Source organism: Desulforamulus aquiferis, assembly GCF_030577015.1.
Lineage (GTDB): Bacteria > Bacillota > Desulfotomaculia > Desulfotomaculales > Desulfotomaculaceae > Desulfotomaculum > Desulfotomaculum aquiferis.
In genome coordinates, this window is sequence record NZ_JARPTC010000009.1 from 43,390 (window position 1) to 65,979 (window position 22,590).

Consider the following 22,590-nt stretch of genomic DNA (forward strand, 5'->3'; position numbering starts at 1 on the left):
CCTCTTTATGGTATAGTATTGTTGTTGTATCCGCAGAAATTGAGGTGAGTCCAGTGACATTAAAGTTGGAGGAACTGAAGGAGTCCATGTTTCAAACTAGATTAGAGATCTTTGAATTGATGTACCAGCTAAAAATTAGTTCCTCCGAGCAAGAAAGAAGGGATATTACAGCCAGAATAAGGGCGCTGCAGAGACTTCATTACTGGCAATTCAGACAGGTAAAAACAATGGAGGAGCAATCCACCTAAAATATTTTCCTTTCTAGGAATAGCCTGGGAGGAAGATTAACATCTCTAACGAATTAGTCAACAAACAAAATAGAAAACGGAGGTTACCTTGGGGTGAGCAAGAGAACTATTCTTACAGGCTTATTTATAGTAAGTCTTTTAACAGGGTGTGGGCAATCCGATCTTAAAGGGCCGGCTGGGCCGGATGTCAATCCTCCCACAGTTACCCAAGGGGTCAACGAGGAAACCCAAAAATCAATGGTGACGGTTTTAGGGAAAATTGAGGCTGTAGAGTCAGCGGACATTGTCAGCAAGACAGCGGGTAAGGTTGAAGCTGTACTGGTGGATATCGGGAGCCCTGTTAAGGCTGGACAGGAATTAATACGCTTGGCTGCTGAGGATAAGGCAGCGGGTGTAGAGGTAAACAATGCAGCGGTTTATAGTGCCCAGGTAAATTATGATCTGGCCTTAAAGGACTATGAACGGGGCAAAGAATTAGTTGCCGCCCAGGCAATTTCCCAGGCTGACTTTGAAAAAAGCTATGAAGGCAATTTTATGAAAGCCGAGGCTGCCCTAAAGTCCGCCCAGGCAAATTTAAAAAAAGAACAGGTGGCCCTGGCAGACATGAGCATTAAAGCACCCTTTAGCGGGATTATTGCCGCTAGAAATGTCAACCCGGGGGAAATGGCCGGGACTCAAAATACCCTTTTGAGTTTGGTCAACCTGAGCCAGGTAGTCATTGGAACAGGGGTTGACGAGGAAACCATAAACAGGCTGGAAGCTAACCAGTCAGTCAAAGTAAAGGTTTCAGCCATTCCAGGTAAGGAGTTCCCGGGCAAGATTACTAATATTGCCCCGGCCATGGAACCACAGACTAAAACCTACCCGGTGAAAATACAGATCGATAACCAGGAACAGCTATTAAAGCCTGGTATGTTTGCCGAGGTAGTCATAGATATGCGGAGGTAGCAATGAAAAAGAAAACTATTTACCTGGTGCTTGCTGCCATGTTGATTTGCTTGGCAGGAGTTTCCTACTATTACTGGTATCAGAATACACATTTTGTTTCCACCGAAGATGCCCGGGTTGATGGTAATATTGTAAAAGTAAGCCCCCAGATTACAGGGCAAATTATTGAGCTTACCGCTGAGGAAGGTCTAGAGCTTAAGCAGGGTGACCCCATAGGCAGGCTATCTGATGCTAATTTGCCCTTGGGCGGCAATTTAGATTTAACCATGATCAAGGCTCCCATCAGTGGGACAATTCTAAAGAAGATAGGTCACACCGGGGAAATTGCAGCTGCAGGTGTGCCTGTGGCCATGATGACAAACCTCAATGCCCTATATGTAACGGCTAATATTGAGGAAACCAGGCTCAATAAGGTTAAGGTGGGACAAAGGGTTCAATATTCAATTGATACCTTCCCGGGACTAAAGTTCCAAGGACAGGTTATGTCCATTGGAGAGGCGGCAAATTCCGTATTTTCACTGCTGCCCCAGCAGACTTCGGGTAACTCCTACACTAAAGTAACCCAAAGGGTACCAGTTAAGATCAGCATTGAGGATTATCAAAACCAGCGTTTACTACCGGGAATGAGTGCCGTGGTAAAAATACACATCAGTGGTACTTAAAACAGGAGGTTATCCAGTTGAACAGTGAGGAGAAACCGCCCCAGGTTAAACCAGCTCCCGGGCCGGGGATTCCCCCTGGAGCGGGTGGCCAGGTGCCCTGGGTTGCTTTGTTAATTTTAGTTATAGGGGCCTTTATGGCCATTTTGGATACAAGCATTGTAAATGTTGCCCTACCCAGGTTTATGACCCTTTTTGGCTCGGAGCCAGATAAGATACAGTGGATTTTGACCGGGTATATGCTTGCATCGGGTGTAGTGGTGCCAATTACCGGCTACCTTGGGGATCGGTTTGGCACAAAACGAATGTATATTTGGTCTGTGGCAGCCTTTACCCTGGGGTCTCTCCTTTGCGGATTGGCTTGGAATACAGAATCTCTGACGGTTTTCAGGGTTGTCCAGGCCATAGGCGGAGGTATGATTATACCGGTCAGCATGGCCATGATTTACCGGATTATTCCCAGGCAAAAGATTGGAATGGCCCTGGGGGTTTGGGGTGTTGCGGCCATTATGGCCCCGGCAGTGGGACCAACCCTGGGGGGCTATCTGGTGGATAATTTTAGCTGGCACTGGATTTTCACCATAAATATACCTATTGGAATTGTGGCTATTATACTATCTATCAGTTACCTGGAGGAAACCCCCCTGCAAAAAAACATCAAGCCTGATTTGCTGGGGGTATTTCTAAGTTCTGCCGGTTGCTTTGCCCTTTTGTTGGCCTTAAGTGAGGGACAGGACAAGGGCTGGGACTCCCAATACATAGTTAGCTTACTTGTGCTCTCAGGCTTTACCTTGCTGCTCTTTGTTCTTTGGGAGCTATATGTGCCTAATCCATTAATTGATGTTCGACTATTACTAAATCCGGTTTTCAGTGCCAGCCTGGCGGCAACCTGTATATCCACCATAGGACTCTTTTCCGCTGTCTTTTTAATACCAATTTATGCCCAAAATCTTTTGGGCTATACTCCTATGGAGACCGGCTTGTTGATGATGCCCATGGCCTTGGTGACCGGCTTGATGATGCCAATCAGTGGAAAATTGTTTGATAAGTTTGGGGCCTTTTGGCTGGGATTCATTGGGATGTTCATTGTTGTGGTCATTACCTATCACCTGCATACCCTGAGCCTTGATACTGATTACCGACATCTGCAACTGCTGCTTTCCATCAGGGCAGTGGGACTAGGCCTTGCCAGTATGCCCCTGACCACCGCGGGGATGAATACCATCCCGGTATTTATGGTGGGCCGGGCCTCGGCCTTGAATAATACCGTCAGGCAAATTTCCGGCTCCATGGGCATTGCCTATTTAACCTATGTTATGCTGCAAAGGCAGGCCTATCATACTTCGGTTTTAAGCGAGAATGTCAGTATCACCTCACCCATGACACAACATTCCTTAGGTCAAATTGAAGGAATGCTGATGGCAGGCGGTTTACCTGCGGCAGCGGCTGATCAAGGTAGTCTTAGTGTGGTAATGGGTATGCTTAACCGTCAGGCTTATATGAATGCCCTGGCAGATACCTTTGTGGTTAGCGCCATCATAATAGCTGTTGTTTTACCCATAGTATTTTTATTGAGTAAAAAGAGGGTTGAACAGGAGAGGAAAAAGCAGGAGGCCTACTATGCCCAAAGGAAGGGCTAGGCCACCAGCATAGTATATGCTGTATACACTATATAATAGTGAAAATTAGGAATATTGTCCGTGTACTGTATTCATGCAAAAGAAGTGTTGAATTGTTGATGATGTTTTGCTATACTTGCAACATGTTAGAAGTAAGGACAATAAAACAAAAATTCAAGTAGATACATTGAAGTATCGACGTAAACAGGGCGAAGGTGCCGGTATTAATACCGGCACTTTATATTTTTCCAGGTATAAAGATGTACCTCCCTGGTACTATTTACATTGCCGTATATATGGCGTTGAGGCCACTATGATTCCCCCAAGGGGGGATTATAGTGGCCTCATCTTTTTTTAAAACCAAAAAATAGGAGGAATCTACTATGAGACAAATTGCTATCTACGGTAAAGGCGGTATTGGCAAGTCCACCACTACTCAAAACACTGTGGCTGCTCTAGCAGAGTCAGGTAAAAAAATCATGGTTGTAGGTTGTGACCCTAAGGCAGATTCTACCCGACTATTACTCCACGGTCTTAGTCAGAAGACCGTTCTCGACACTTTGAGGGACGAAGGTGAGGATATTGATTTAGAGGATGTTCTATTACCAGGCTACGGAGCAGCCAAATGCGTGGAATCCGGCGGTCCCGAACCAGGTGTTGGTTGTGCCGGCCGTGGGATTATTACCTCCATTAACCTGCTGGAATCCCTGGGTGCCTACACCTCTGATTTAGACTATGTGTTCTATGATGTACTTGGTGATGTTGTTTGCGGCGGTTTTGCCATGCCTATCCGGGAAGGTAAAGCCCAGGAAATTTATATTGTGGCCTCGGGTGAAATGATGGCCCTTTATGCAGCCAACAACATCTCGAAGGGTGTTCAAAAATTTGCTAATACTGGTGGCGTAAGGTTAGGTGGGATTATCTGCAACAGCCGTAAGGTTGATAATGAACTGGAATTGCTGACTGCCTTTGCTAAGGAGCTAGGTTCCCAATTAATCCACTTCGTACCCAGGGATAACATGGTGCAAAGGGCAGAGATCAATAAGAAGACCGTAATTGATTTTGATCCCACTCAGCCCCAGGCCGATGAGTACAGGACCCTGGCCAAGAATATTGATGGCAACGACATGTTTGTTATTCCTAAACCCATGACCCAGGATCGCCTGGAAGAATTATTAATGGCTCACGGTATTTTAGATTAAGAAGTATTTAAACATTGATAAAGAGGAGTGAAGTTCATGTTAATGATCAGAGCCGTTGTTAGACCCGAAAAAAGCAATATTATTCTCGCAGAATTAAACAGTGCTGGTTTTCCTGCTGTGACCAAGATGGATGTTGTTGGTAGAGGTAAGCAAAGGGGCGTTAAGGTAGGGGAAGTAGTATATGACGAAATTCCTAAAGAAATGTTGATGCTGGTGGTTCAAGAAGAAAAGGATAAGGATGATGTAATTAGCATCATCTCCAAATATGCTAAAACTGGTGAGAAGGGAGCCTTTGGAGACGGTAAAATTTTTGTTACTCCTGTTGAAGAGGCTTATACAATTAGCAGCGGCACCAAGACTCTGTAGGGGGATGAAATTATGAAAGAAATTATAGCCATTATTCGAATGAATAAGGTAAATGCAACAAAGAAAGCCCTGGCAGATATAGGTGTCTGTGGACTTCATGCTATGAAGGTTATGGGGCGAGGAAAAATGAAAGTGGACTTTTCGTTGCTTAATGAATTGGGAGCAAAGGAGGAAATCGGCGGTATTTTGGCAGATGGACTGGCAGAGGGTGCTCGCCTGATACCTAAGAGAATGTTAACCATATTGGTTCACGATAATGAAGTCCAGAAGGTTGTGGAGACACTAATCAAGGTAAATAAGGAAGGTCATAAAGGAGACGGTAAAATTTTCGTAGGACCTGTACTGGATGCTGTTCGGGTTAGGACCGGAGAGCAGGGAGATGCGGCCATTTAAACGCTAGAAAAAAGGAGGTGCAGTATATATGGCCATTGATGAGAAAAAGCTGGAGGAGCTATTTAGCCAATACCCGGCAAAGGTTAAGAGAAATCGTAAAAAACATCTTATAATAAAAGATTCGGCAGAAGCTCGGCAGGAAATTGAAGCTAATACTAGGACTATCCCGGGGATTATTACTAATCGGGGCTGTGCCTATGCAGGCTGCAAAGGTGTTGTACTGGGGCCTCTGAAGGATATGATACACATTGTTCACGGTCCCATCGGCTGTGGTTACTATGCCTGGTTAACCAGACGTAACAAAGCTGAAAGTGAAGATCCCGAAAGGAATTTCCTAAGCTATTGCTTCTCTACCGACATGCAGGAAAGTGATATTGTCTTTGGCGGAGAGAAAAAGCTGGCTAAAATGATCGATGAGGTAATGGAAACCTTTAGCCCAAATGCCATAACCATCTCTGCCACCTGCCCTGTGGGTTTGATTGGTGATGACCTGGGTGCAGTGGCCAAGGCAGCTGAGGAAAAGCACGGTATAAGTGTTTTGTCCTTTAACTGTGAAGGTTACAAAGGTGTTAGTCAGTCAGCCGGTCACCATATTGCCAACAATATCCTAATGGATAGGGTTATCGGTAAAGGAGAGCTGGAAGAGGCAGAGGGAAAATTTCCCATTAATATACTTGGAGAATATAATATCGGCGGCGATAGTTGGGTAATTGAAAAGCTGTTGGAGGAAATTGGTTATACAGTTATATCTGTAATGACCGGGGATGGTTCTTACGAGGAGTTAAAGAACGCCCATGTGGCAGAATTAAACCTGGTACAGTGTCACCGCTCAATTAACTATATTGCGGAAATGTTGGAAACCAAATATGGCACACCCTGGCTTAAGGTTAACTTTATCGGTGTTCAGGGTACCATTGATTCCCTTAGGAATATGGCAATCTATTTTGGAGATCCAGAATTGATTAAGAAAACCGAAGAGGTTATTGCTAGGGAAGTGGCACAAATTGAACCTGTTATGGAACAGTATAAAAAGATATGCCAAGGGAAAACAGCCTTTTGCTTTGTAGGCGGCTCCAGGGGTCACCACTACCAGGGGTTATTTGCGGAATTAGGAATTGAAACCGTTTTGGCAGGCTATGAGTTTGCCCACCGGGATGACTATGAGGGCAGGGAAATAATCCCTGATATCAAGCTGGATGCCGACACTAAGAATATTCCTGATCTGCATGTGGAACAAGACCAAAGGAGATTTAAGCTGAAGGTCTCTCCAGAGCGTTTGGAAGCACTAAAGAAAGAGATTCCCCTGAGTGATTACAAAGGTATGAATGTTGAGATGAAGGACGGACATATCATTGTTGATGACCTAAACCACTATGAAACCGAGGAGTTCATTAAACTTCTTAAGCCAGATATCTTTGCTTCAGGCATTAAGGATAAGTATGTTGTTCAAAAGATGGGTATTCCCGCCAAACAGCTGCACTCTTATGATTACAGCGGTCCCTATGCCGGCTTTAAGGGTGCGGTGAAATTTGCAGAGGATGTGGCCATGGGTTTTGCTACACCCACTTGGAACTTTATTACACCACCCTGGAAAAATAAACCTATCCTTGAAGGAACCATTGAGGAAGGAGGATGCTCAAAATGTTAGATTGTACACCAAAGGAAATTAAAAAGCGTACCGCGGGAATGATTAACCCGGCCAAGACCTGTCAGCCAATTGGAGCTATGTACGCCGCTTTGGGCATCCATAAATGCTTGCCCCACAGTCACGGCTCCCAGGGGTGCTGCTCTTACCACAGGATGCACCTATCCAGACATTTTCGTGACCCGATTATGGCCTCAACAAGTTCCTTTACTGAAGGTGCTTCTGTTTTCGGTGGTGGTGCCAACTTAAAAACCTCCATTAAGAATGTCTTTGCCATTTACAATCCCGATGTTATGGCTGTGCATACCACTTGTCTTTCCGAGACCATTGGTGATGACCTTCCTACCTTTATTAAGACTTCTGACGTTCCTGAGGGCAAATTGGTAATTCATACCAACACACCCAGCTACCAGGGCTCCCATATAACAGGTTTTTCAAATATGACCAAAAGCATGGTTAGTTACCTGTCTGAGGCATCCCTGGAAACTAAGAAGGAACAGGCCAATGTAATTCCCGGCTTTGTAAACCCAGGGGACATGAGGGAAATAAAAAGACTCCTAAAGGCCATGGGAATTAAAGCTATTATGTTTCCTGATACCTCAGGGGTTGTAGATACACCTATGACAGGTGAATACCAGATGTTTCCCAAGGGCGGTACAACGGTTCCTGAACTGATTGATACGGGAAACTCTAAAGTAACCATCGCCTTAGGCAGCTATGCTTCCTCCGATGCCGCCAACCAGTTGGAGAGAAAGTGTAAGGTGACTCCCGTAGTACTTAAAACACCTATCGGCATCAAGGCCACCGACGAATTTTTGATGACACTGGTAAACAAGTTTACTGTGGATGTTCCCTATGAGTTGGAGGAGGAACGGGGACAGTTGGTAGATATTATGACTGACACACATTTCCATTTTCACGGCAAGAAGGTAGCTATCTTTGGTGACCCGGATATAGTTATTGCCATGACCGAATTTGTCTTGAGTCTAGGCATGAAACCCATTCATGTATTAACTGGTACTCCTGCCACCGGGGGAGCCATCGGTACTATGCTAGGCAACTTTGAGACCCAAATCAAAGATATGCTGGAGGAAGCAGGGGTGGAAGGCCGAGTTAAGGCTGGTGGAGATTTGTTTGACCTGCACCAATGGATTAAAAATGAGCCGGTGGACCTACTGATTGGTAATACCTATGGTAAATATATCGCCAGGGCTGAGGATCTCCCCTTTGTTCGATTGGGCTTCCCCATCCTGGACCGCAGTGTACACTCTTACCTTCCTGTAGTTGGCTATAAAGGGGCTATGCGACTTTTGGAAATGATCAGTAATGCCCTGCTTGACCGGGCAGACCGTGACGCTAAGGATGCAGATTTTGAATTGGTGATGTAAATCTCGGTGAGGCGAATTATTTCGCCTCACAACCCCAAGGGGTAAGATAAGTCGATTTTAAAGGATGTGATGGATGTGCGGGCTACATTGAAGGACCACCTGATTAAGGAAAGGGCAGCTTCGATCATTACCAAGGGAAAGCAGAAGAGTCAATTGAAATGTGATACCGACAGCGTGGCTGGATGTGTGAGTCAGAGGGCCTGTGTTTATTGTGGGGCCAGGGTAGTTTTAAACCCTGTTACTGATGCCATCCATCTGGTGCATGGGCCCATTGGCTGCGCCAGCTACACCTGGGATATCAGGGGCAGCCTAAGTAGCGGTTCGGAGCTTTATCGTAATAGCTTTTCAACTGATCTTAAAGAACAGGATGTCATTTTCGGTGGTGAAAAAAAATTAACCAGGGCCATTGATGAATTGGTGGAAAAATATCCCTCCAAGGTGGTATTTGTTTACTCTACTTGTATTGTCGGAGTTATTGGAGACGATCTGGATGCGGTTTGTAAGGACGCAGCCAGCAGACATGGTATTGAGGTAATCCCTATACAATCCAGCGGCTTTATTGGAAACAAAGCAGCAGGCTACCGGGCAGCCTGTGATGCACTTCTCCGGCTGATCAAACCGGTGGAAGGTAAACTTCCTCCAAAAGCCATGAGTTTAAACTATCTAGGAGATTTTAACCTGGCCGGAGAGGTTTGGATCATAAAAAACTATTTAAAACAGATGGGCATTGATGTAAATGTTGCCTTTACTGGAGACTCAAGCTATGACAAGTTGAAAAAAGCGAGCAGTGCATCACTGAATATTATCCAGTGTGCCGGCTCGATGATATATTTGGCTGAAAAGATGAAAGACCTCTACGGTATCCCCTATTTCAATGTTTCCTTTTTAGGCCTGGAGGATACTGCGGAGTCGCTGAGGAAAATTGCTTCCCACTTCGGAGATGCCGAAACAATAATCAGAGCGGAAGAGATTATAGAAGAAGAGGTTTCTAAAGTAAGGGATAAAATTGAATGGTACCGGCAAAGGCTCCAGGGAAAGAAAGCGGCGGTTTATGTTGGCGGTGGCTTTAAGGCCATCTCTTTAATTAAACAGTTTAAAGAAATTGGTATAGATGTGGTAATGATTGGTACCCAGACCGGTAGAAAAGAAGAGTATGAAACAATCAACGAATTGGTGGATGAGGGGACAGTTATCCTTGATGATGCTAACCCATCAGAACTGGAAAGATTTATGACGGAAAAGGGAGCTAACCTCCTGGTGGGGGGAGTAAAGGAAAGACCTTTGGCCTACAAGCTGGGAGTTGCCTTTATTGATCATAATCATGATCGGAAGCATCCCCTGAGCGGCTTCGTTGGGGCGGTAAACTTTGCTAAGGAGGTTTACTCAACCCTTTGCTCACCGGTATGGAAATATTTATAACATGGGAGGTTCACTATGGACAGGGAAACTGTAAATTGCCGTAATGTTAATGAAAACCCTTGTAATATGTGCATGCCCATGGGAGGGATTCTACCCTTTAAGGGGGTGGAACAGTCTATGGTAATCCTGCACGGCTCCCAGGGCTGTGCCACCTATATGAGGCGCCACATGGCCGAACATTTTAATGAGCCCATAGATGTTGCCTCCTCATCCCTAAATGAAAAGGGCACTATTTACGGGGGCGAAAAAAACCTGATGCAGGGCTTGGATAATGTAATAAGGGCCTATAAGCCGGGTGTTATTGGCATATTGACCACTTGTCTGGCCGAAACCATTGGGGAAGATATCGACCGCATTGCCCAGGATTATCTGGCTGAGAGGGGCATAAAGGATTTTCCCATAGTAACTGTCGGCAGTCCTGGTTATGGTGGAACCCATACTGAGGGATATTGGCTGGCGGCTAAAAGGATTGTGGCTAAAATGGCGGCCAAAACCCCGGGCCATGGCAAAGTAAATATAATCATCCCTAACATCAGCCCAGCTGATATAAGGGAGCTAAAAAGAATTTTGCAGTTGATGCAGGTGGATTTTACCCTGTTCCCGGACTTTTCCGATACCCTGGACCGGCCCTATGAGAGGCCCTATCAAAAATTGCCCAAAGGTGGCACAAGGCTGGCTGATATTGCTGCCATGCCCGGTGCCAAGGCTACCATCCAAATGGGCCTAACGGTGGATGACAGCATGTCACCGGGAAAATATCTAGAGACAGAGTTTGGCGTTCCTTTATATAATCTGCCCATACCAATGGGTGTAGAAAATACTGACCTATTCGTAAACCTATTAAAAGAAATCAGCGGCAACCCCATACCTGATAGTCTTAATCAGGAAAGGGGCAGGCTGCTGGATTGCATGATTGATTCACATAAGTACAACGCCCAGGGCAGCAGTGTTATTTTCGGTGAACCGGAGAATGTCTTCTCGGTGGTTAAAACCTGTATTGAGAATGGAGTTTATCCTGTGGTGGTGGCTACGGGCAGCAAGAATCCTAGATTGGCCAAAATGCTGCAGAGCTTGACCCAGGATACCCCAGAAGGCTTTGAAATATTAAATGAGGCTGATTTTACCTCCATCAGAAAACTGGCCAGGGAAAAGCAGGCCAATATAGCCATTGGCCATTCCGATGGCCGCTATCTTACCGAGAGAGAGGGCATACCCCTGGTGAGAATGGGCTTTCCCATTCATGACCGAACCGGGGGGCAAAGGATACTTTCAGTTGGCTATACAGGAACTACAATGTTTTTGGACCGGATTACCAATACCCTTCTTGAGGCAAAACACGCTAAGTACCGCCGGTCTATGTATGAACAATTTTATCAAGGCACTGGTGAAACCCAGCAGTGCTGTATAGAAAGTTGTGGTGACCAACATGCAATGCTGCAGTCAGAAATCAGACAATAGGAAAGTATCCCAGGATGTCCTAAATAAGACCGATAAACACCCTTGCTACTCCTTTGAGGCCCATCATAAATATGCCAGGATGCACCTGCCTGTGGCCCCGGCATGCAATATCAGCTGCAATTACTGCAACAGAAAATACGACTGTTCTAACGAAAGCAGGCCAGGGGTTACCAGTGAGGTTTTGTCTCCCCCGGAAGCCTTAGCCAAATATAAGTTGGTTAAGGAAAGGATTCCAAATTTAAGTGTGGTAGGCATTGCGGGACCCGGTGATGCCCTGGCAAATTGGGCAAATACCAGGAAGAGTATAGAACTTATTCAACAAGCTGATCCAGAGGTTATTTTCTGCCTGTCAACCAATGGACTAATGCTGCCGGAATTCGCCCCGGAGATTGTTGAGATGGGAATCAAACATGTAACTGTTACAGTTAATTGCCTTGATCCTTATCTGGGAGCAAAAATATATAAATATGTAAAATATAAGGGCCAGCGCTATGAAGGAAGCTGGGGGGCAGGAATTCTTATCAACAACCAACTGGAAGGTATAAAATATTTAGCCCAGTTTGGGGTGTTGGTTAAAGTAAACATAGTGATGATTCCCGGGATCAATGATTCACATATACCTGAGGTAGTGAGGAAGGTGAAGGAACTGGGGGCCTTCATCACCAATATTATGCCCCTGATACCTGCCGATGGAAGTGTTTTTGCTGAATTTCCCCAGACCAGTAAGAAGGAATTAGACAAAATGAGGGACCTGTGCCAGGTAGATTTACAGCAGATGCGACACTGTAAACAGTGCCGTGCTGATGCCATCGGTCTCCTGGGGGATGATCGCTCCTTAGAATTTAGCTGTAAAGAGAAAAAAGAGCCTGTTATGAGGGCTGCCGAGGGCAAAAAGACATACAAAATTGCTATCGCATCAAGACACGGCGAACTAATTGATTTACACTTTGGCCAGACCTCTGAGTTTGCCATTTATGAGGGAAACGGTAAACAATTTAGATGTATTGAAAAGAGAAGTGTAATAAGCTATTGTTCCGGTACAGAGAACTGTGACGACGAGGAATCCCGTAGGGACAGCATTATTAACAGCATCAAGGACTGTGACGCTGTAGTTTCCCTGAGAATTGGCCATAAGCCCAAGGAAAAATTATCCCAAAAGGGCATTTTGGTGGTAGAGACTTATGATACGGTAGAAAACGGCTTATATTATGCTGTTAAAAAGTTAAGCAGTCAAATGGCAGTATAAAGAATTGATAGGAGGCTGGTACAAATGATTAAACCAAAATACCACATTTTTGTCTGCAGCAGTTCCAGGGTTAATGGAGAACCCAAGGGCTTCTGCCATTCCAAGGCAGCAGTAGAGATTATCGGTAACTTTTTAGAAGAAATAAGGGATCGGGATCTTGGGGCAGAGGTCTTTGTTTCTAATACCGGCTGTTTCTCCCTCTGTGAAAAGGGCCCTATAGTGGTGGTCTACCCTGACAATGTATGGTATGGCGGAGTAACTCCGGAGGATGTAGAGGAAATTATGGATGAACATATCGAGGGTGGCAGCATTGTTGAAAGATTAGCCATTTAGATAATAAATCCCGGAAAAGGGGAGGGGTGTAAAATGCCTAAGGATATTGCCGTTTATGTCAATGGAAGGGGTCACACCGTATCCCTTTATGAGCAGGGAACTATAAAAATATATGAGAGACGTCAGGGAATTTGGAGTTTATCAAAGGAGAAGGAATTTTCCCTGGGTGAAAATTTTACCATGAAGGATTTGCGCAGCAGAATGAAGGAAGTGGTTGATTTCCTGGGCCAGTGCAAAACCTTCGTGGGTCTTTCTGTAACCGGTGTCCCCTACTTTGAATTAGAAAAGGCAAGGTGCAGTGTTTGGGAGTATGAGGGTGATCCCCTGGGGTTTCTTGATTATGTTTTAGAGAAAGAAGAAGCAGAGGAAAAGGAAAGTGCCGAGGCAAAAACTACTCCTGTTGCTCCGGTGGAAACCTTCCCAGGGTGTTATAGAATCTCTTTGAAAGAAATACAGGAAAAAAACACCGGGGTCACCTCAAAGCAGGCACTGCTTCCCTTTATTCGTCAGGGAAAGTTTTATCAGCTGGAGGTAATTTGCAATCATATTCCACCCTGGCTTGAAACAGAATTGCAAATTGGCAATTTGGAAAGTAGGTCTGAGGTTATCGCTAGGAATGAGATTAAAGTTATTATTACAAAGAAAGCTTGTCAGCAGTGCTAACCAGCTGGAAAATGGGGTGAGCCGGGGTGCAGCATGAAGTATACTTTGTAGATTCTACCCTTCGGGATGGCGAGCAGTCTGCGGGAGTAGCATTTACCAATAAGGAAAAGGTTAAAATAGCCTCACTATTGGATGAAGCCGGCGTGTATCAAATAGAGGCAGGTATTCCCGCCATGGGGAAAATGGAAATGGAAGCTATCCATTGCATTCTAGGGCTAGATCTTAAGGCCAAGGTTTCAACCTGGAACAGGGCTAATTTGAAGGATATCAAGGACTCCCTGGACTGTGGTGCCAGAAACTTGCATATATCTGCACCGGTCTCTGATATCCACATTAAATATAAGCTGAATCGCAGCCGTTTGTGGGTGCTGGAAAATATCAAGAGAACAGTGAGCTATGCAAAGGCCTTTGATTGTGAAGTTTCTGTTGGGGCGGAGGATGCCTCCCGGGCAGATATGGATTTTCTTATAAGATTTGCCTCCTTGGCCAAGGAAGAGGGTGCTGCCAGGCTTCGCTTTGCAGATACCCTGGGGGTGCTGGACCCATTTACCACCAAGGATAAAATTAGTCAAATCAGACAGGAGACAGGCATAGACATAGAAATACACTCTCACAATGACTTCGGCATGGCCACGGCCAATACCCTTGCTGCCCATCACGGAGGAGCAAAATATTTAAGTACAACAGTATTGGGCTTGGGTGAAAGGGCAGGTAATAGCTCCTTCGAGGAAATGATCAGGGTTCTGAAGGAATTTTTAGGAATTGACCCGGCAGTGGATGAGCAGAAACTTGCAGAATTGAACCATTACGTTGCCCGGGCTGCCAATAGGCCCTTGCTATTGGCAAAATAACAGCATATCTTTGAGAATCCCCGAATATTCTACTCCAGAAAGGAGTGAAGGTATGTTCGGGGATTTAAAATTACTTTTGGAGTTACAAAACAATAGGGATGACGCCCATAAGCTTATGGAGATTTTCTATGAAAACCGCGAAAAGCTGTTAAATCTAAAAGAAAAGTATCCGGAGTGGCAAACTTTTCTAAAACCCGAGGTGCTGGAAACACTGCGCAGCAGGGGAATACCGGTAGATTAGTGGTACAGGGCATATTACCACACCAAAGACCTTGTGCTAAGTGCAGCTCATTGTTAATTTTCTTATTTATATATTCCTAAAAAAGAAGAAAAGATACAGGGAAAAGCAAGGCTATGATGAATATAGAATCTAATAATATTCTTTTGCAGCTTGGAGGAATTTTCAATGAAGTGTATCTATGAGGATATGCCTTGCAAATGCAATACCCTATGCCGGGATGAATGTGAAGACTGTTATTGTCTTAAGTGCCCCCTCAGGGAAAAGCCGCCTCACTATTAGGAGCAAAGATGGAACAAATAATATTAGCTGCGGCTGGCTGCGGTCAATTGGCGGAGTTAGTTGACATAAGCGAAAGGCATCATCGGGTGACCTTTGGTTCTATGGACCTGGAGAAGCTCAGGCCCTTGGCGAGCATTTGGGAAGGGCTTGAGGTGCCAGTATATTTTTATGAGACCGGCTGAGATAACCTGAGAAAAATAACTGCCGTTGGTAGTTTGCAGAATCTTTGGCTGGTGGATGAAGAGAAGATGGTCCAGGAAGAGGTGTTTAGGGAGGAGTTTTACCATAGAACGGGACGAAGGTGGCAGGAGATAATGCTAGGCTCCAACCAGCCCTTTGCCTGGCATAGATATTTTAACGTCATGATTACGGTGGCTAACCTTAAGCCGGAACAGGGGCAGATACAGTCCATCTTAAGCAGGCGGGGAGTCATATATAACATTATTGCCGGTTAAGAACGGAGGAATGGATGTGGAAAGGGAAGAGCCAAAGGTAAAGGTGGATACTTTAATTAAGCTGTGCACCGAAGGAATTGAAATGTTATCCCAGGGCAAGGTCCATGAAACCATAATGGGCTTGACCCACACTCTGGATATGGCCAGGCAGATGCTTGCGGTACACCAAGGCAGGGGTGATGTATTGATTAAATCCAAGGTACAGCTTGGTCAAATTCCCCCAGGAACCAAGGGCAAGTTGATAAAAAATGATGAGTTTGGAATGCTGGTGGAATGGGAGATAGCCGATACGCCCAGACCTCTGGTGGATTTGTTCTTCCGCCATAACTTCGAGGAATATATTGATTTGGAAGGGAAATGCGATTCTCACCGTAATTAATGGTGAGGGCTGAAGATTGCAAATATTACAAAATATGTATAAAAACTACAAACACCTCACATACTATACCTAGTTAATTAATATGTGAGGTGTTTGTAATTGTTTAAGTTCAATGCCAAAAATATAGTGACAATGTTAATAGCATTTTCCATATTATCAGTTTCCCTTTACGGATCCTACAAGTCCTATGTACAGCATGAGTTTGCTAAGCAATTAATAAGATTACACGTAATAGCCAATAGTAATTCCTTTGAAGACCAAACCTTAAAGCTTCATGTTAGGGATTTAGTGGTTAATGAAATGAAGGAGCGTTTTAATCAGGCCAATAGCAGGCAGGAGGCAGAAGAGGTCGTCCTAGCCAGCCTGGAGGAGATCAAGGAACTGGCATCCCGGCAAATAAGCAGGGAAGGGAAGGACTATCCCGTGGAAATTATGGTTGGTGACTATGATTTTCCCACTAAAAGCTATGGCAACTTTACTCTTCCGGCCGGGAACTATCATGCAGTCAGGGTGGTAATTGGTGAAGGTCAAGGCAACAACTGGTGGTGTGTCTTATTTCCTCCCCTTTGTTTCGTTGATAGTGTCAAATCCCTGGATGATCATGAGGCTGCCAAGGGGCTGAAGGTCTTCGAAAAGGATAAGGTTGAATTTCGACTAAAATCCGCAGATATGTTAAGGATATTTAGCTAACCCCGGCAGATTTTGTTTCTTAACGAAATAATTTAGGTACAATAACAGGAATAATTGTAGTAAAATAACAATATAATGCGAAAAGTTGGCTTTCAAACTAAACTAACAAAAATGCTTGGAGGTATCGTGATCATGCAGCATCCAACCAACACTAGAATTGTGTTTGCCGATTCTCCTGAAGAGGCAAAGGAGAAGTATCTAGCCCTGGGTATCAAGACCAAGGACCCCAACCCCGGGGTAGAATGCATCAAGCCCTTGGAAGATGAGGAATTTGACATCGAATCAGACATCAACCTTATTGGAGAAGTATCCGTAGGACCTTCCGTAATGGAGGAGATTAGGCAAGATCCTCCCAGGGCCTATGTACTGTACTTCCTGGAGGATCCTAGTAATTTTTCTGAGCAAGTATCCTAATAATCAGCCCCGCTCCTTACCATGGGAGCGGGGTTGTTTCATTTTGGGATAATTTTTTTATATAGATATAAATATGTTCTATTTTGTCACAAAAACTTTATTAGATACCAAGGTAACCTCAAAAAAGCTATGGCATTATAATTGCAATTATATTAAGAATAAAAAAGAAAAACCCGACTAGGCTCGGGTTTTAAATAAGCAGGCGCAATGTTTTAACATAGTATTGCTGAAAGATGGTATTCCCACCTTAATGCCTAGTATTTTGTTGTTAGTTAGGCTGCATGACTATGATCATCATGATCGAGAATCTTAAAGTTCTCTGCGATGAAGCAGTAGGCCAGTACTCCGATGGCCACCAGACCGATACTTACTAACCACTCAGCTGCGGAGGGGAAGTAGGAGCCAGCTGTGGAACCAGCCATACCAGTGAATACTACGTTCATACGGTTAAGGATAACACCACCGCTTACCAGTAGTCCAAAGGTGAACAGACCAGCACGGGAAGCGCTAAAGCCGGTAAAGCAGATTATTATTGGAATAATTATACCCAGAATAATTTCTGCCAGGAATAAATTACCCTCCATGTTGCCCATAAACATCAGGTTGAATACACCACGGTTGGCCAGGTCAAATAATTTGAGGGCCAAATAAATGATCATTACGAAACCAGAGATACGAATCAGGCTACGGAGCAGCGGAATAGGAATCCAGTGGTTATAGGCCCTTCCAGCTAGGGTTGTTTCAATACAAATCATAGCAGGTCCCACGAAGAAGGAAGACATTAAGAAGAATAGTGGGATAAGGGGAGACCACCACAATGGATAAAGCTTGTCAACAGCAATCAAATACAGACCGCCAAGGGATGATTGGTGTAAGGTTGGGAAGATAATACCAACAATCATCAGGAAAGGCAGGGCCTTTTTAGCAAGCTCATGGTATTTGGTGCCGATACGCTCGGTGGCAATTTCACCGAACTCAAGAAGCTGTACAGTGGTATAGCAAGAAACACACCAGAATACTTCAAACAGTACGGAGTTATAGCCCCAGGAAACAAAGGGACGCCAGAAGTTGAACCACTGACCGATATCCAGGAAGAGACCGGCCATTACCAGTAAATAACCTAGTAAGGATGTAAGCATCGCACTACGGGCGATGGGGTGGTAATATTCTTTGTGCAAAACGTGTACTAAAATAGCTGTTCCATATCCGCCGCCGGCCAGTGCAACCCCGGTGAGTACATCGAAGCCGATCCACATTCCCCAGGGCCAATCATCATTTAGGTTAGTAACAATACCAAGACCTGTTACTAGACGGAAAATACATATTCCAATAGCAGTAGCTGCCAGCATCATTAAAATAATGCGGATAGGAGTTATTTTAAAGCTCCATTTCTGGGGCTGGGCGTGTGCCGCCATCTTTATCCCTCCTGGTTTAACAATTTTTCAAAAACAATTAGGCCTTAATGTTTTTCTTGTCTTCCTTCGAAATTTGATTGCGGCGCTTGGTGTAGTGGTACAATCCCGTTAGAACCACGCCCCAGGTTATGGCCACATAAGGTGTTGAATGAAGGAAGCCGCTGGTAAAACTGGGCAGAGGCTGCTGGGTGAGGCCCATCTTAAAGCCTAACTGCTCAAAGGGAACGTCAGAGATATAAAGCCAGCCAGTGCCGCCAACCTCTTTTTCACCATAGATGTAGTTAACGTATTTACTATCCTTGGCAATAATGTCTTTAGCCGCTTGCAGCATATCTTCACGCTCGCCAAATTTAAAGACATCAGCCGGGCAAACAGACACACAAGCAGGAGCTTCGCCCTTGTCTACCTTGGTGGAGCACATCTGGCACTTAGTTACCAGGGGGAAGGCTTTTTCCCATTCAAATTTGGGAATGTTGAAGGGGCAGGCGACCATACAGTAGCGGCAGCCAACACAAAGGTATGGATAATAGATTACCGAGCCGTTCTTATCCCTTTGAAAAGCCTTGGCAAAACATGCTGATACACAGGCAGGATCTTGACAGTGGAAGCATTGTTCTTTAACAAAACGCCAGGCTGGCTGGCCTTCACTATCTTTAACTTGGTGGAAGTTTACTACTGTCCAGTTTTTATCGGTAAGCTTGATGTCCATACCCATGGCCGGGTACTTGTCATCCCATTGAGTTTCATTCCAGAGCTTGCAAGCTACTGTACAGCTACCGCAGCCTACGCACTTTGACAGATCAACCAGAACTCCTTTTGACATATAATTTCACCTCCTATAGGTCCTTGATTAAACGTTTTTCTTAACGGTTAAGTGCTTACTACGATCCTCATAATGGGTGTGCAGTAATTCATGTGCAATGTGGCTATTGGGTGTTTCAAGGAATTTTTCATATAGGGCCAAAACTTCTTTGTTTTCATGACTCTTACGCTTGGTGTAAATTTTGGCATCAGCATTATAAATACTGTCAATGCGGGCCTGGCGAACATCATCTGAGGGAGGCAAGGAAGTACGGGGCTGGCCTCCGCCACTAATGCAACCGCCCGGGCAGCACATAAACTCAATAAAGTGATAGGGAGCTTCACCCTTGCGAACAGCCTCCAGAATAGGACGGGCATTGCTCAGACCATGGGCAACCGCTACCCTTACCGTACCTACACCTGGGATATCTACAGCAGCTTCCTTAACCCCCTGGAGACCGCGAACAGGTGTAAGATTTAGGAAGGCTTCAGGTGGCTCCTGCTTGGTAATGAGGAAGTAGGCAGAACGAACTGCAGCTTCCATAACACCGCCGGTGGCTCCAAAAATCAAGCCGGCACTGGTGCCTTCACCCAGCAAGGTGTCATATTTTTCTTCGGGCAGGGTGTTGAGGTCAAGCCCTTTGCTCTTAATTAAACGGGCCAGTTCCCTGGTAGTCAGAACTACGTCAACATCCCTAAGTTCTGGTTTGCCTTCATGCTTGCCGGCACTGTTCATTTCAGGGCGTTGGGCTTCGTATTTCTTAGCTGTACAGGGCATAATGGATACCGAGAAGATTTTCTCAGGGCTGATACCCTTTTCTTTGGCATAGTAAGATTTTATAAGTGCTCCGAGCATTTGCTGGGGAGACTTACAGGTAGACATGTGATGTAATAAATCAGGATAGTAATACTCACAGAATTTTACCCAACCTGGGCTGCAGGAAGTAAACTGTGGCAGGGGCTCATGAATTTCTCCGGTGACCCTCTTGATTAATTCCGTGCCCTCTTCAAAAATTGTTAAGTCAGCGGAAAAGTTGGTATCAAAAACCGCATCAAAACCGAGTTTTTTCAAGGCGGCTACTTGCTGACCTTCTACAAAGGTGCCAGGAGCCATACCAAATTCTTCACCGAGTCCGACTCTGGTAGCAGGAGCTGTTTGCACCACTACGTGAATATCCTTGTCTTCCAGGGCTTGAACTACCTTAGCAATGTCATCCTTCTCAGTAATTGCAGCAGTTGGACACCATAGGGTGCACTGGCCACAGTTTACACACACGATGTCATCCTTAATAGGCAGCTCGTAGTAACCAAAAACGGTCTGAACCCTCTGACACACCTCGACACACTGACCACACAGGATGCACTTTTTGTCATCCCTGGCGATGGAAGGGTTAGAAGGGTCAATAGGTATCCGGCCCTTTACCTGAATTGGCCAACTACTGGCCACCTGGTACTGCTGAGGCATCCATCCTTTGCCTCCGGCGGGATCAGTGCTGCAACCGGCGATGGATGCAGTTACTCCTGCAAGTCCAATGCCCCCCATCATCTTGAGGAAGCCCCGCCTGGTAACTTGCTTCTCCCTTTCCTTATCCATTTGGTTCTGCATAGGTTTTCCCCCTTTGCTTAAGTTGACATGCCTTTTGCATGCTAACTATTTTGCTAACAATAAAATAAATTTTTTGAATTGTTAGCAAAAAGCTGATTTTCGACATACCAATATAGATGAACTATTTGTCAAAATTTTAAAAATTCCTCTTTTTTAATTAAAAAAATAACATATGAAATTTATTGATAAATTACTATTCTCTCTAGTGTTGATGGTTAATTAAAAAAATTTAGAAAATAAGGTAAAATCAATCAGCTAATTTAAATAATTAAAATAATTTCTAATCAAGTGATTTAGTTAAGTGTATTTTTACAAAAATACAGGATGTTTGTCTAAAAATTGGCATAAATATTTACGCTAAATATTTATGCACTATAGGTAACGGAAATTACAATCACCCCAAGTGTCAACAAGATACTGACTTTGACTGACCTTGATATAATTATACCATTGGAACAGTTTTGTGCAAGGGACGCCTGTATTTTGTAATAGAAATTTCCTTTTTGGGAAATAATACAGTACTTAGGACATGGTTTCGATTTTTAAGATGATGGGGAAGGAATTTTTACTAATAATAGGGAATGTAAAAGTGTAGGTATAATAATATAAAGTAATAGATATCAGATGGGTTTTTGGGCGTAGGGGGGTATGAAAGATTAACCCGGAACAGATTAAATCACGAAGGTATGGAGAATATTTTATTTTTTATCTTGGTGGGAAAAAGGTAATCAGGATCAAATGTGAACTGGGTCCCCCCGAGTTAATAGTTAAGATGAATGAAGATAATTCGGTTTCTTCCCTGGGACAAAAGCGGTTAAGGGAGTTTTTTGAAGGCACCGGCTTTGAAAAGGGTAATGTGGCAAATTGTCAGGTTCACTACTATCAAGGTGGTAAGGAATTGTTGGATGAATTGCCTGAGGTTGAGCGGAGTGAGTTTTTTGACTACTGTATGGAAACGGCACTCCAGGGTGTTTTAGGAGAGCTAAACGATATTGTAAGTTATTTTAGTGGATTAGAAAAGCAATTTAATGAATCCATTGAAGAAGGGGCAGAGATATTTTCCTCCAAAGAGTTTGAAGAAAAATATGATACCAAAGATATGATTGCTGAGGTTTCCAGTGAATTAGCCAGGATATACAAGAGTAAACCCAATCCAAAGGTGGTCCAATGGGCGGAGCTGTTAATACACAATTTACTCCGGGATATTTTTAGCCTGGGCTACGCCATCGGTAAAGAAGACATTCAATAAAGTTTAGTAATGTCATGGAGAAGCTTGATTATGAAGGATAAAAGTAGGGCTAAGGGCAAGGTAATACAATTTGATCCCAGCAGGAAAAACAGGTTAAAGCAAGTTGATTATGTTGATCCGGCCCAAAAGGAGCTGCGGCGTAAGCGAGAGAAACAAAGGGGTAATAGGATAGTTCGGGAAAAGGTTATCAAAAATACTGCAATATTTCTAGGTATAGTCATTGTTGTCATATTAATTAAAAGCATTTTGTAAATAAAAAAGGCCCACTTCAAGCTTGGGCCAAGAGATCACTTTGGTGGTGTGATGTCTATGGTTTTTTCCAAACTTTGTTGGTGAGCCTTTACTATATCATAAAGTCTCTTGCCTCCCCATAATAGGATTACCAGATCGTCAGCCCGTCCGGTGAAGGGTATAAAATCAGGGATGAAGTCAATAGGGCTTATAAAATATAGTAAGCAGCCAATAACCTCATACTTAAGCCGGGAGGGTACAGCCGGGTTTAAAAAGGCCCGTATGACCAACCAAATTCTTTTTCCGGTAGACAATGTCATTACCTCCCTCCAAAGAGTAAATTCGCTATTTTATATTAATATCCTTGTTAAGTACTTTAAAAACAACTTGAA

Annotated in this window: 27 protein-coding genes; 23 read left to right on the forward strand and 4 right to left on the reverse strand. The window is 44.3% G+C overall.

Annotated features, from left to right (window positions below):
* Nucleotides 1-53: 53 nt before the first annotated feature.
* The 21 genes from P6N53_RS06810 to P6N53_RS06910 all read left to right on the forward strand — a co-directional run bounded on the left by P6N53_RS06810 (nucleotide 54) and on the right by P6N53_RS06910 (nucleotide 16,896).
* Nucleotides 54-248 (forward strand): hypothetical protein, encoded by a 195-nt coding sequence (locus P6N53_RS06810; protein ID WP_304542055.1) that lies wholly within the window; start codon nucleotides 54-56, stop codon nucleotides 246-248.
* A 93-nt stretch (nucleotides 249-341) separates the two neighbouring features.
* Complete coding sequence (locus P6N53_RS06815) at nucleotides 342-1,196, forward strand: efflux RND transporter periplasmic adaptor subunit (protein ID WP_304542056.1); 855 nt, start codon at nucleotides 342-344, stop codon at nucleotides 1,194-1,196.
* 2 nt (nucleotides 1,197-1,198) lie between these two features.
* Nucleotides 1,199-1,858, forward strand: coding sequence for an HlyD family secretion protein (locus P6N53_RS06820; protein ID WP_304542057.1), 660 nt, complete (start codon nucleotides 1,199-1,201; stop codon nucleotides 1,856-1,858).
* 134 nt (nucleotides 1,859-1,992) lie between these two features.
* Complete coding sequence (locus P6N53_RS06825; protein ID WP_373323015.1) at nucleotides 1,993-3,495, forward strand: DHA2 family efflux MFS transporter permease subunit; 1,503 nt, start codon at nucleotides 1,993-1,995, stop codon at nucleotides 3,493-3,495.
* A gap of 362 nt (nucleotides 3,496-3,857) precedes the next feature.
* A complete protein-coding gene (nifH, locus tag P6N53_RS06830; protein ID WP_304542058.1) occupies nucleotides 3,858-4,676 on the forward strand; it encodes a nitrogenase iron protein in 819 nt (272 codons plus the stop codon).
* A gap of 36 nt (nucleotides 4,677-4,712) precedes the next feature.
* Nucleotides 4,713-5,042 (forward strand): P-II family nitrogen regulator, encoded by a 330-nt coding sequence (locus P6N53_RS06835; protein WP_304542059.1) that lies wholly within the window; start codon nucleotides 4,713-4,715, stop codon nucleotides 5,040-5,042.
* Between the two features lie 12 nt (nucleotides 5,043-5,054).
* Nucleotides 5,055-5,435 carry a P-II family nitrogen regulator gene (locus tag P6N53_RS06840; protein ID WP_304542060.1) on the forward strand — a complete coding sequence of 127 codons (381 nt, stop codon included), beginning with the start codon at nucleotides 5,055-5,057 and terminating at the stop codon, nucleotides 5,433-5,435.
* A gap of 28 nt (nucleotides 5,436-5,463) precedes the next feature.
* Nucleotides 5,464-7,083, forward strand: coding sequence for a nitrogenase molybdenum-iron protein alpha chain (gene nifD / locus P6N53_RS06845; RefSeq protein ID WP_304542061.1), 1,620 nt, complete (start codon nucleotides 5,464-5,466; stop codon nucleotides 7,081-7,083).
* Entirely contained in the window at nucleotides 7,077-8,468 is a 1,392-nt protein-coding gene (gene nifK, locus P6N53_RS06850; RefSeq protein ID WP_304542062.1) for a nitrogenase molybdenum-iron protein subunit beta, read from the forward strand. The genes nifD and nifK overlap by 7 nt, the downstream gene beginning before the upstream one ends.
* A 69-nt stretch (nucleotides 8,469-8,537) precedes the next feature.
* On the forward strand, nucleotides 8,538-9,887 hold the full coding sequence (gene nifE, locus P6N53_RS06855) for a nitrogenase iron-molybdenum cofactor biosynthesis protein NifE (protein ID WP_304542063.1): 1,350 nt from the start codon (nucleotides 8,538-8,540) through the stop codon (nucleotides 9,885-9,887).
* Nucleotides 9,888-9,902: 15 nt separating this feature from the next.
* Nucleotides 9,903-11,345 carry a nitrogenase component 1 gene (locus P6N53_RS06860; RefSeq protein WP_304542064.1) on the forward strand — a complete coding sequence of 481 codons (1,443 nt, stop codon included), beginning with the start codon at nucleotides 9,903-9,905 and terminating at the stop codon, nucleotides 11,343-11,345.
* Nucleotides 11,314-12,591 carry a nitrogenase cofactor biosynthesis protein NifB gene (gene nifB / locus P6N53_RS06865; protein WP_304542065.1) on the forward strand — a complete coding sequence of 426 codons (1,278 nt, stop codon included), beginning with the start codon at nucleotides 11,314-11,316 and terminating at the stop codon, nucleotides 12,589-12,591. Before P6N53_RS06860 ends, nifB begins: the two co-directional genes overlap by 32 nt.
* A gap of 24 nt (nucleotides 12,592-12,615) precedes the next feature.
* The gene (locus P6N53_RS06870; RefSeq protein WP_304542066.1) at nucleotides 12,616-12,924 is read left to right on the forward strand and encodes a 2Fe-2S ferredoxin; all 309 of its coding nucleotides are present in this window, start codon (nucleotides 12,616-12,618) and stop codon (nucleotides 12,922-12,924) included.
* A 33-nt stretch (nucleotides 12,925-12,957) separates the two neighbouring features.
* On the forward strand, nucleotides 12,958-13,587 hold the full coding sequence (locus P6N53_RS06875; RefSeq protein WP_304542067.1) for a Fe-only nitrogenase accessory AnfO family protein: 630 nt from the start codon (nucleotides 12,958-12,960) through the stop codon (nucleotides 13,585-13,587).
* Between the two features lie 26 nt (nucleotides 13,588-13,613).
* Entirely contained in the window at nucleotides 13,614-14,438 is an 825-nt protein-coding gene (locus P6N53_RS06880; protein WP_304542068.1) for a hydroxymethylglutaryl-CoA lyase-like TIM-barrel protein, read from the forward strand.
* A gap of 52 nt (nucleotides 14,439-14,490) precedes the next feature.
* Nucleotides 14,491-14,679: a hypothetical protein gene (locus tag P6N53_RS06885; RefSeq protein ID WP_304542069.1), complete on the forward strand. Its 189-nt coding sequence runs from the start codon at nucleotides 14,491-14,493 to the stop codon at nucleotides 14,677-14,679.
* A 287-nt stretch (nucleotides 14,680-14,966) separates the two neighbouring features.
* Complete coding sequence (locus tag P6N53_RS06890) at nucleotides 14,967-15,140, forward strand: hypothetical protein (protein WP_304542070.1); 174 nt, start codon at nucleotides 14,967-14,969, stop codon at nucleotides 15,138-15,140.
* Nucleotides 15,141-15,173: 33 nt separating this feature from the next.
* The gene (locus P6N53_RS06895) at nucleotides 15,174-15,413 is read left to right on the forward strand and encodes a hypothetical protein (protein ID WP_304542071.1); all 240 of its coding nucleotides are present in this window, start codon (nucleotides 15,174-15,176) and stop codon (nucleotides 15,411-15,413) included.
* A gap of 10 nt (nucleotides 15,414-15,423) precedes the next feature.
* Nucleotides 15,424-15,792: a hypothetical protein gene (locus P6N53_RS06900; protein WP_304542154.1), complete on the forward strand. Its 369-nt coding sequence runs from the start codon at nucleotides 15,424-15,426 to the stop codon at nucleotides 15,790-15,792.
* Nucleotides 15,793-15,891: 99 nt separating this feature from the next.
* Nucleotides 15,892-16,482 (forward strand): stage II sporulation protein R, encoded by a 591-nt coding sequence (gene spoIIR / locus P6N53_RS06905; RefSeq protein WP_304542072.1) that lies wholly within the window; start codon nucleotides 15,892-15,894, stop codon nucleotides 16,480-16,482.
* A 132-nt stretch (nucleotides 16,483-16,614) separates the two neighbouring features.
* Entirely contained in the window at nucleotides 16,615-16,896 is a 282-nt protein-coding gene (locus tag P6N53_RS06910) for a hypothetical protein (protein WP_304542073.1), read from the forward strand.
* A 272-nt stretch (nucleotides 16,897-17,168) separates the two neighbouring features.
* Here P6N53_RS06910 and nrfD read toward each other — a convergent pair whose 3' ends face one another.
* Genes nrfD through P6N53_RS06925 form a run of 3 tightly spaced genes read right to left on the reverse strand, consistent with a single transcriptional unit; the run spans nucleotide 17,169 to nucleotide 20,718 of the window.
* A complete protein-coding gene (gene nrfD, locus P6N53_RS06915; protein ID WP_304542074.1) occupies nucleotides 17,169-18,311 on the reverse strand; it encodes an NrfD/PsrC family molybdoenzyme membrane anchor subunit in 1,143 nt (380 codons plus the stop codon).
* 37 nt (nucleotides 18,312-18,348) lie between these two features.
* Entirely contained in the window at nucleotides 18,349-19,134 is a 786-nt protein-coding gene (locus P6N53_RS06920; protein WP_304542075.1) for a 4Fe-4S dicluster domain-containing protein, read from the reverse strand.
* Between the two features lie 27 nt (nucleotides 19,135-19,161).
* Entirely contained in the window at nucleotides 19,162-20,718 is a 1,557-nt protein-coding gene (locus P6N53_RS06925; protein WP_304542076.1) for a [FeFe] hydrogenase, group A, read from the reverse strand.
* Nucleotides 20,719-21,490: 772 nt separating this feature from the next.
* On the opposite strand from P6N53_RS06925, the gene P6N53_RS06930 reads away from it, so the two are divergent.
* Nucleotides 21,491-21,967, forward strand: a complete 477-nt coding sequence (locus P6N53_RS06930; RefSeq protein ID WP_304542077.1) for a hypothetical protein — start codon at nucleotides 21,491-21,493, stop codon at nucleotides 21,965-21,967.
* Nucleotides 21,968-21,997: 30 nt separating this feature from the next.
* The gene (locus tag P6N53_RS06935; protein WP_304542078.1) at nucleotides 21,998-22,219 is read left to right on the forward strand and encodes a hypothetical protein; all 222 of its coding nucleotides are present in this window, start codon (nucleotides 21,998-22,000) and stop codon (nucleotides 22,217-22,219) included.
* Nucleotides 22,220-22,254: 35 nt separating this feature from the next.
* On the opposite strand, the gene P6N53_RS06940 is transcribed toward P6N53_RS06935, so the two are convergent.
* A complete protein-coding gene (locus P6N53_RS06940; protein WP_304542079.1) occupies nucleotides 22,255-22,512 on the reverse strand; it encodes a YkvA family protein in 258 nt (85 codons plus the stop codon).
* Nucleotides 22,513-22,590: the final 78 nt, after the last annotated feature.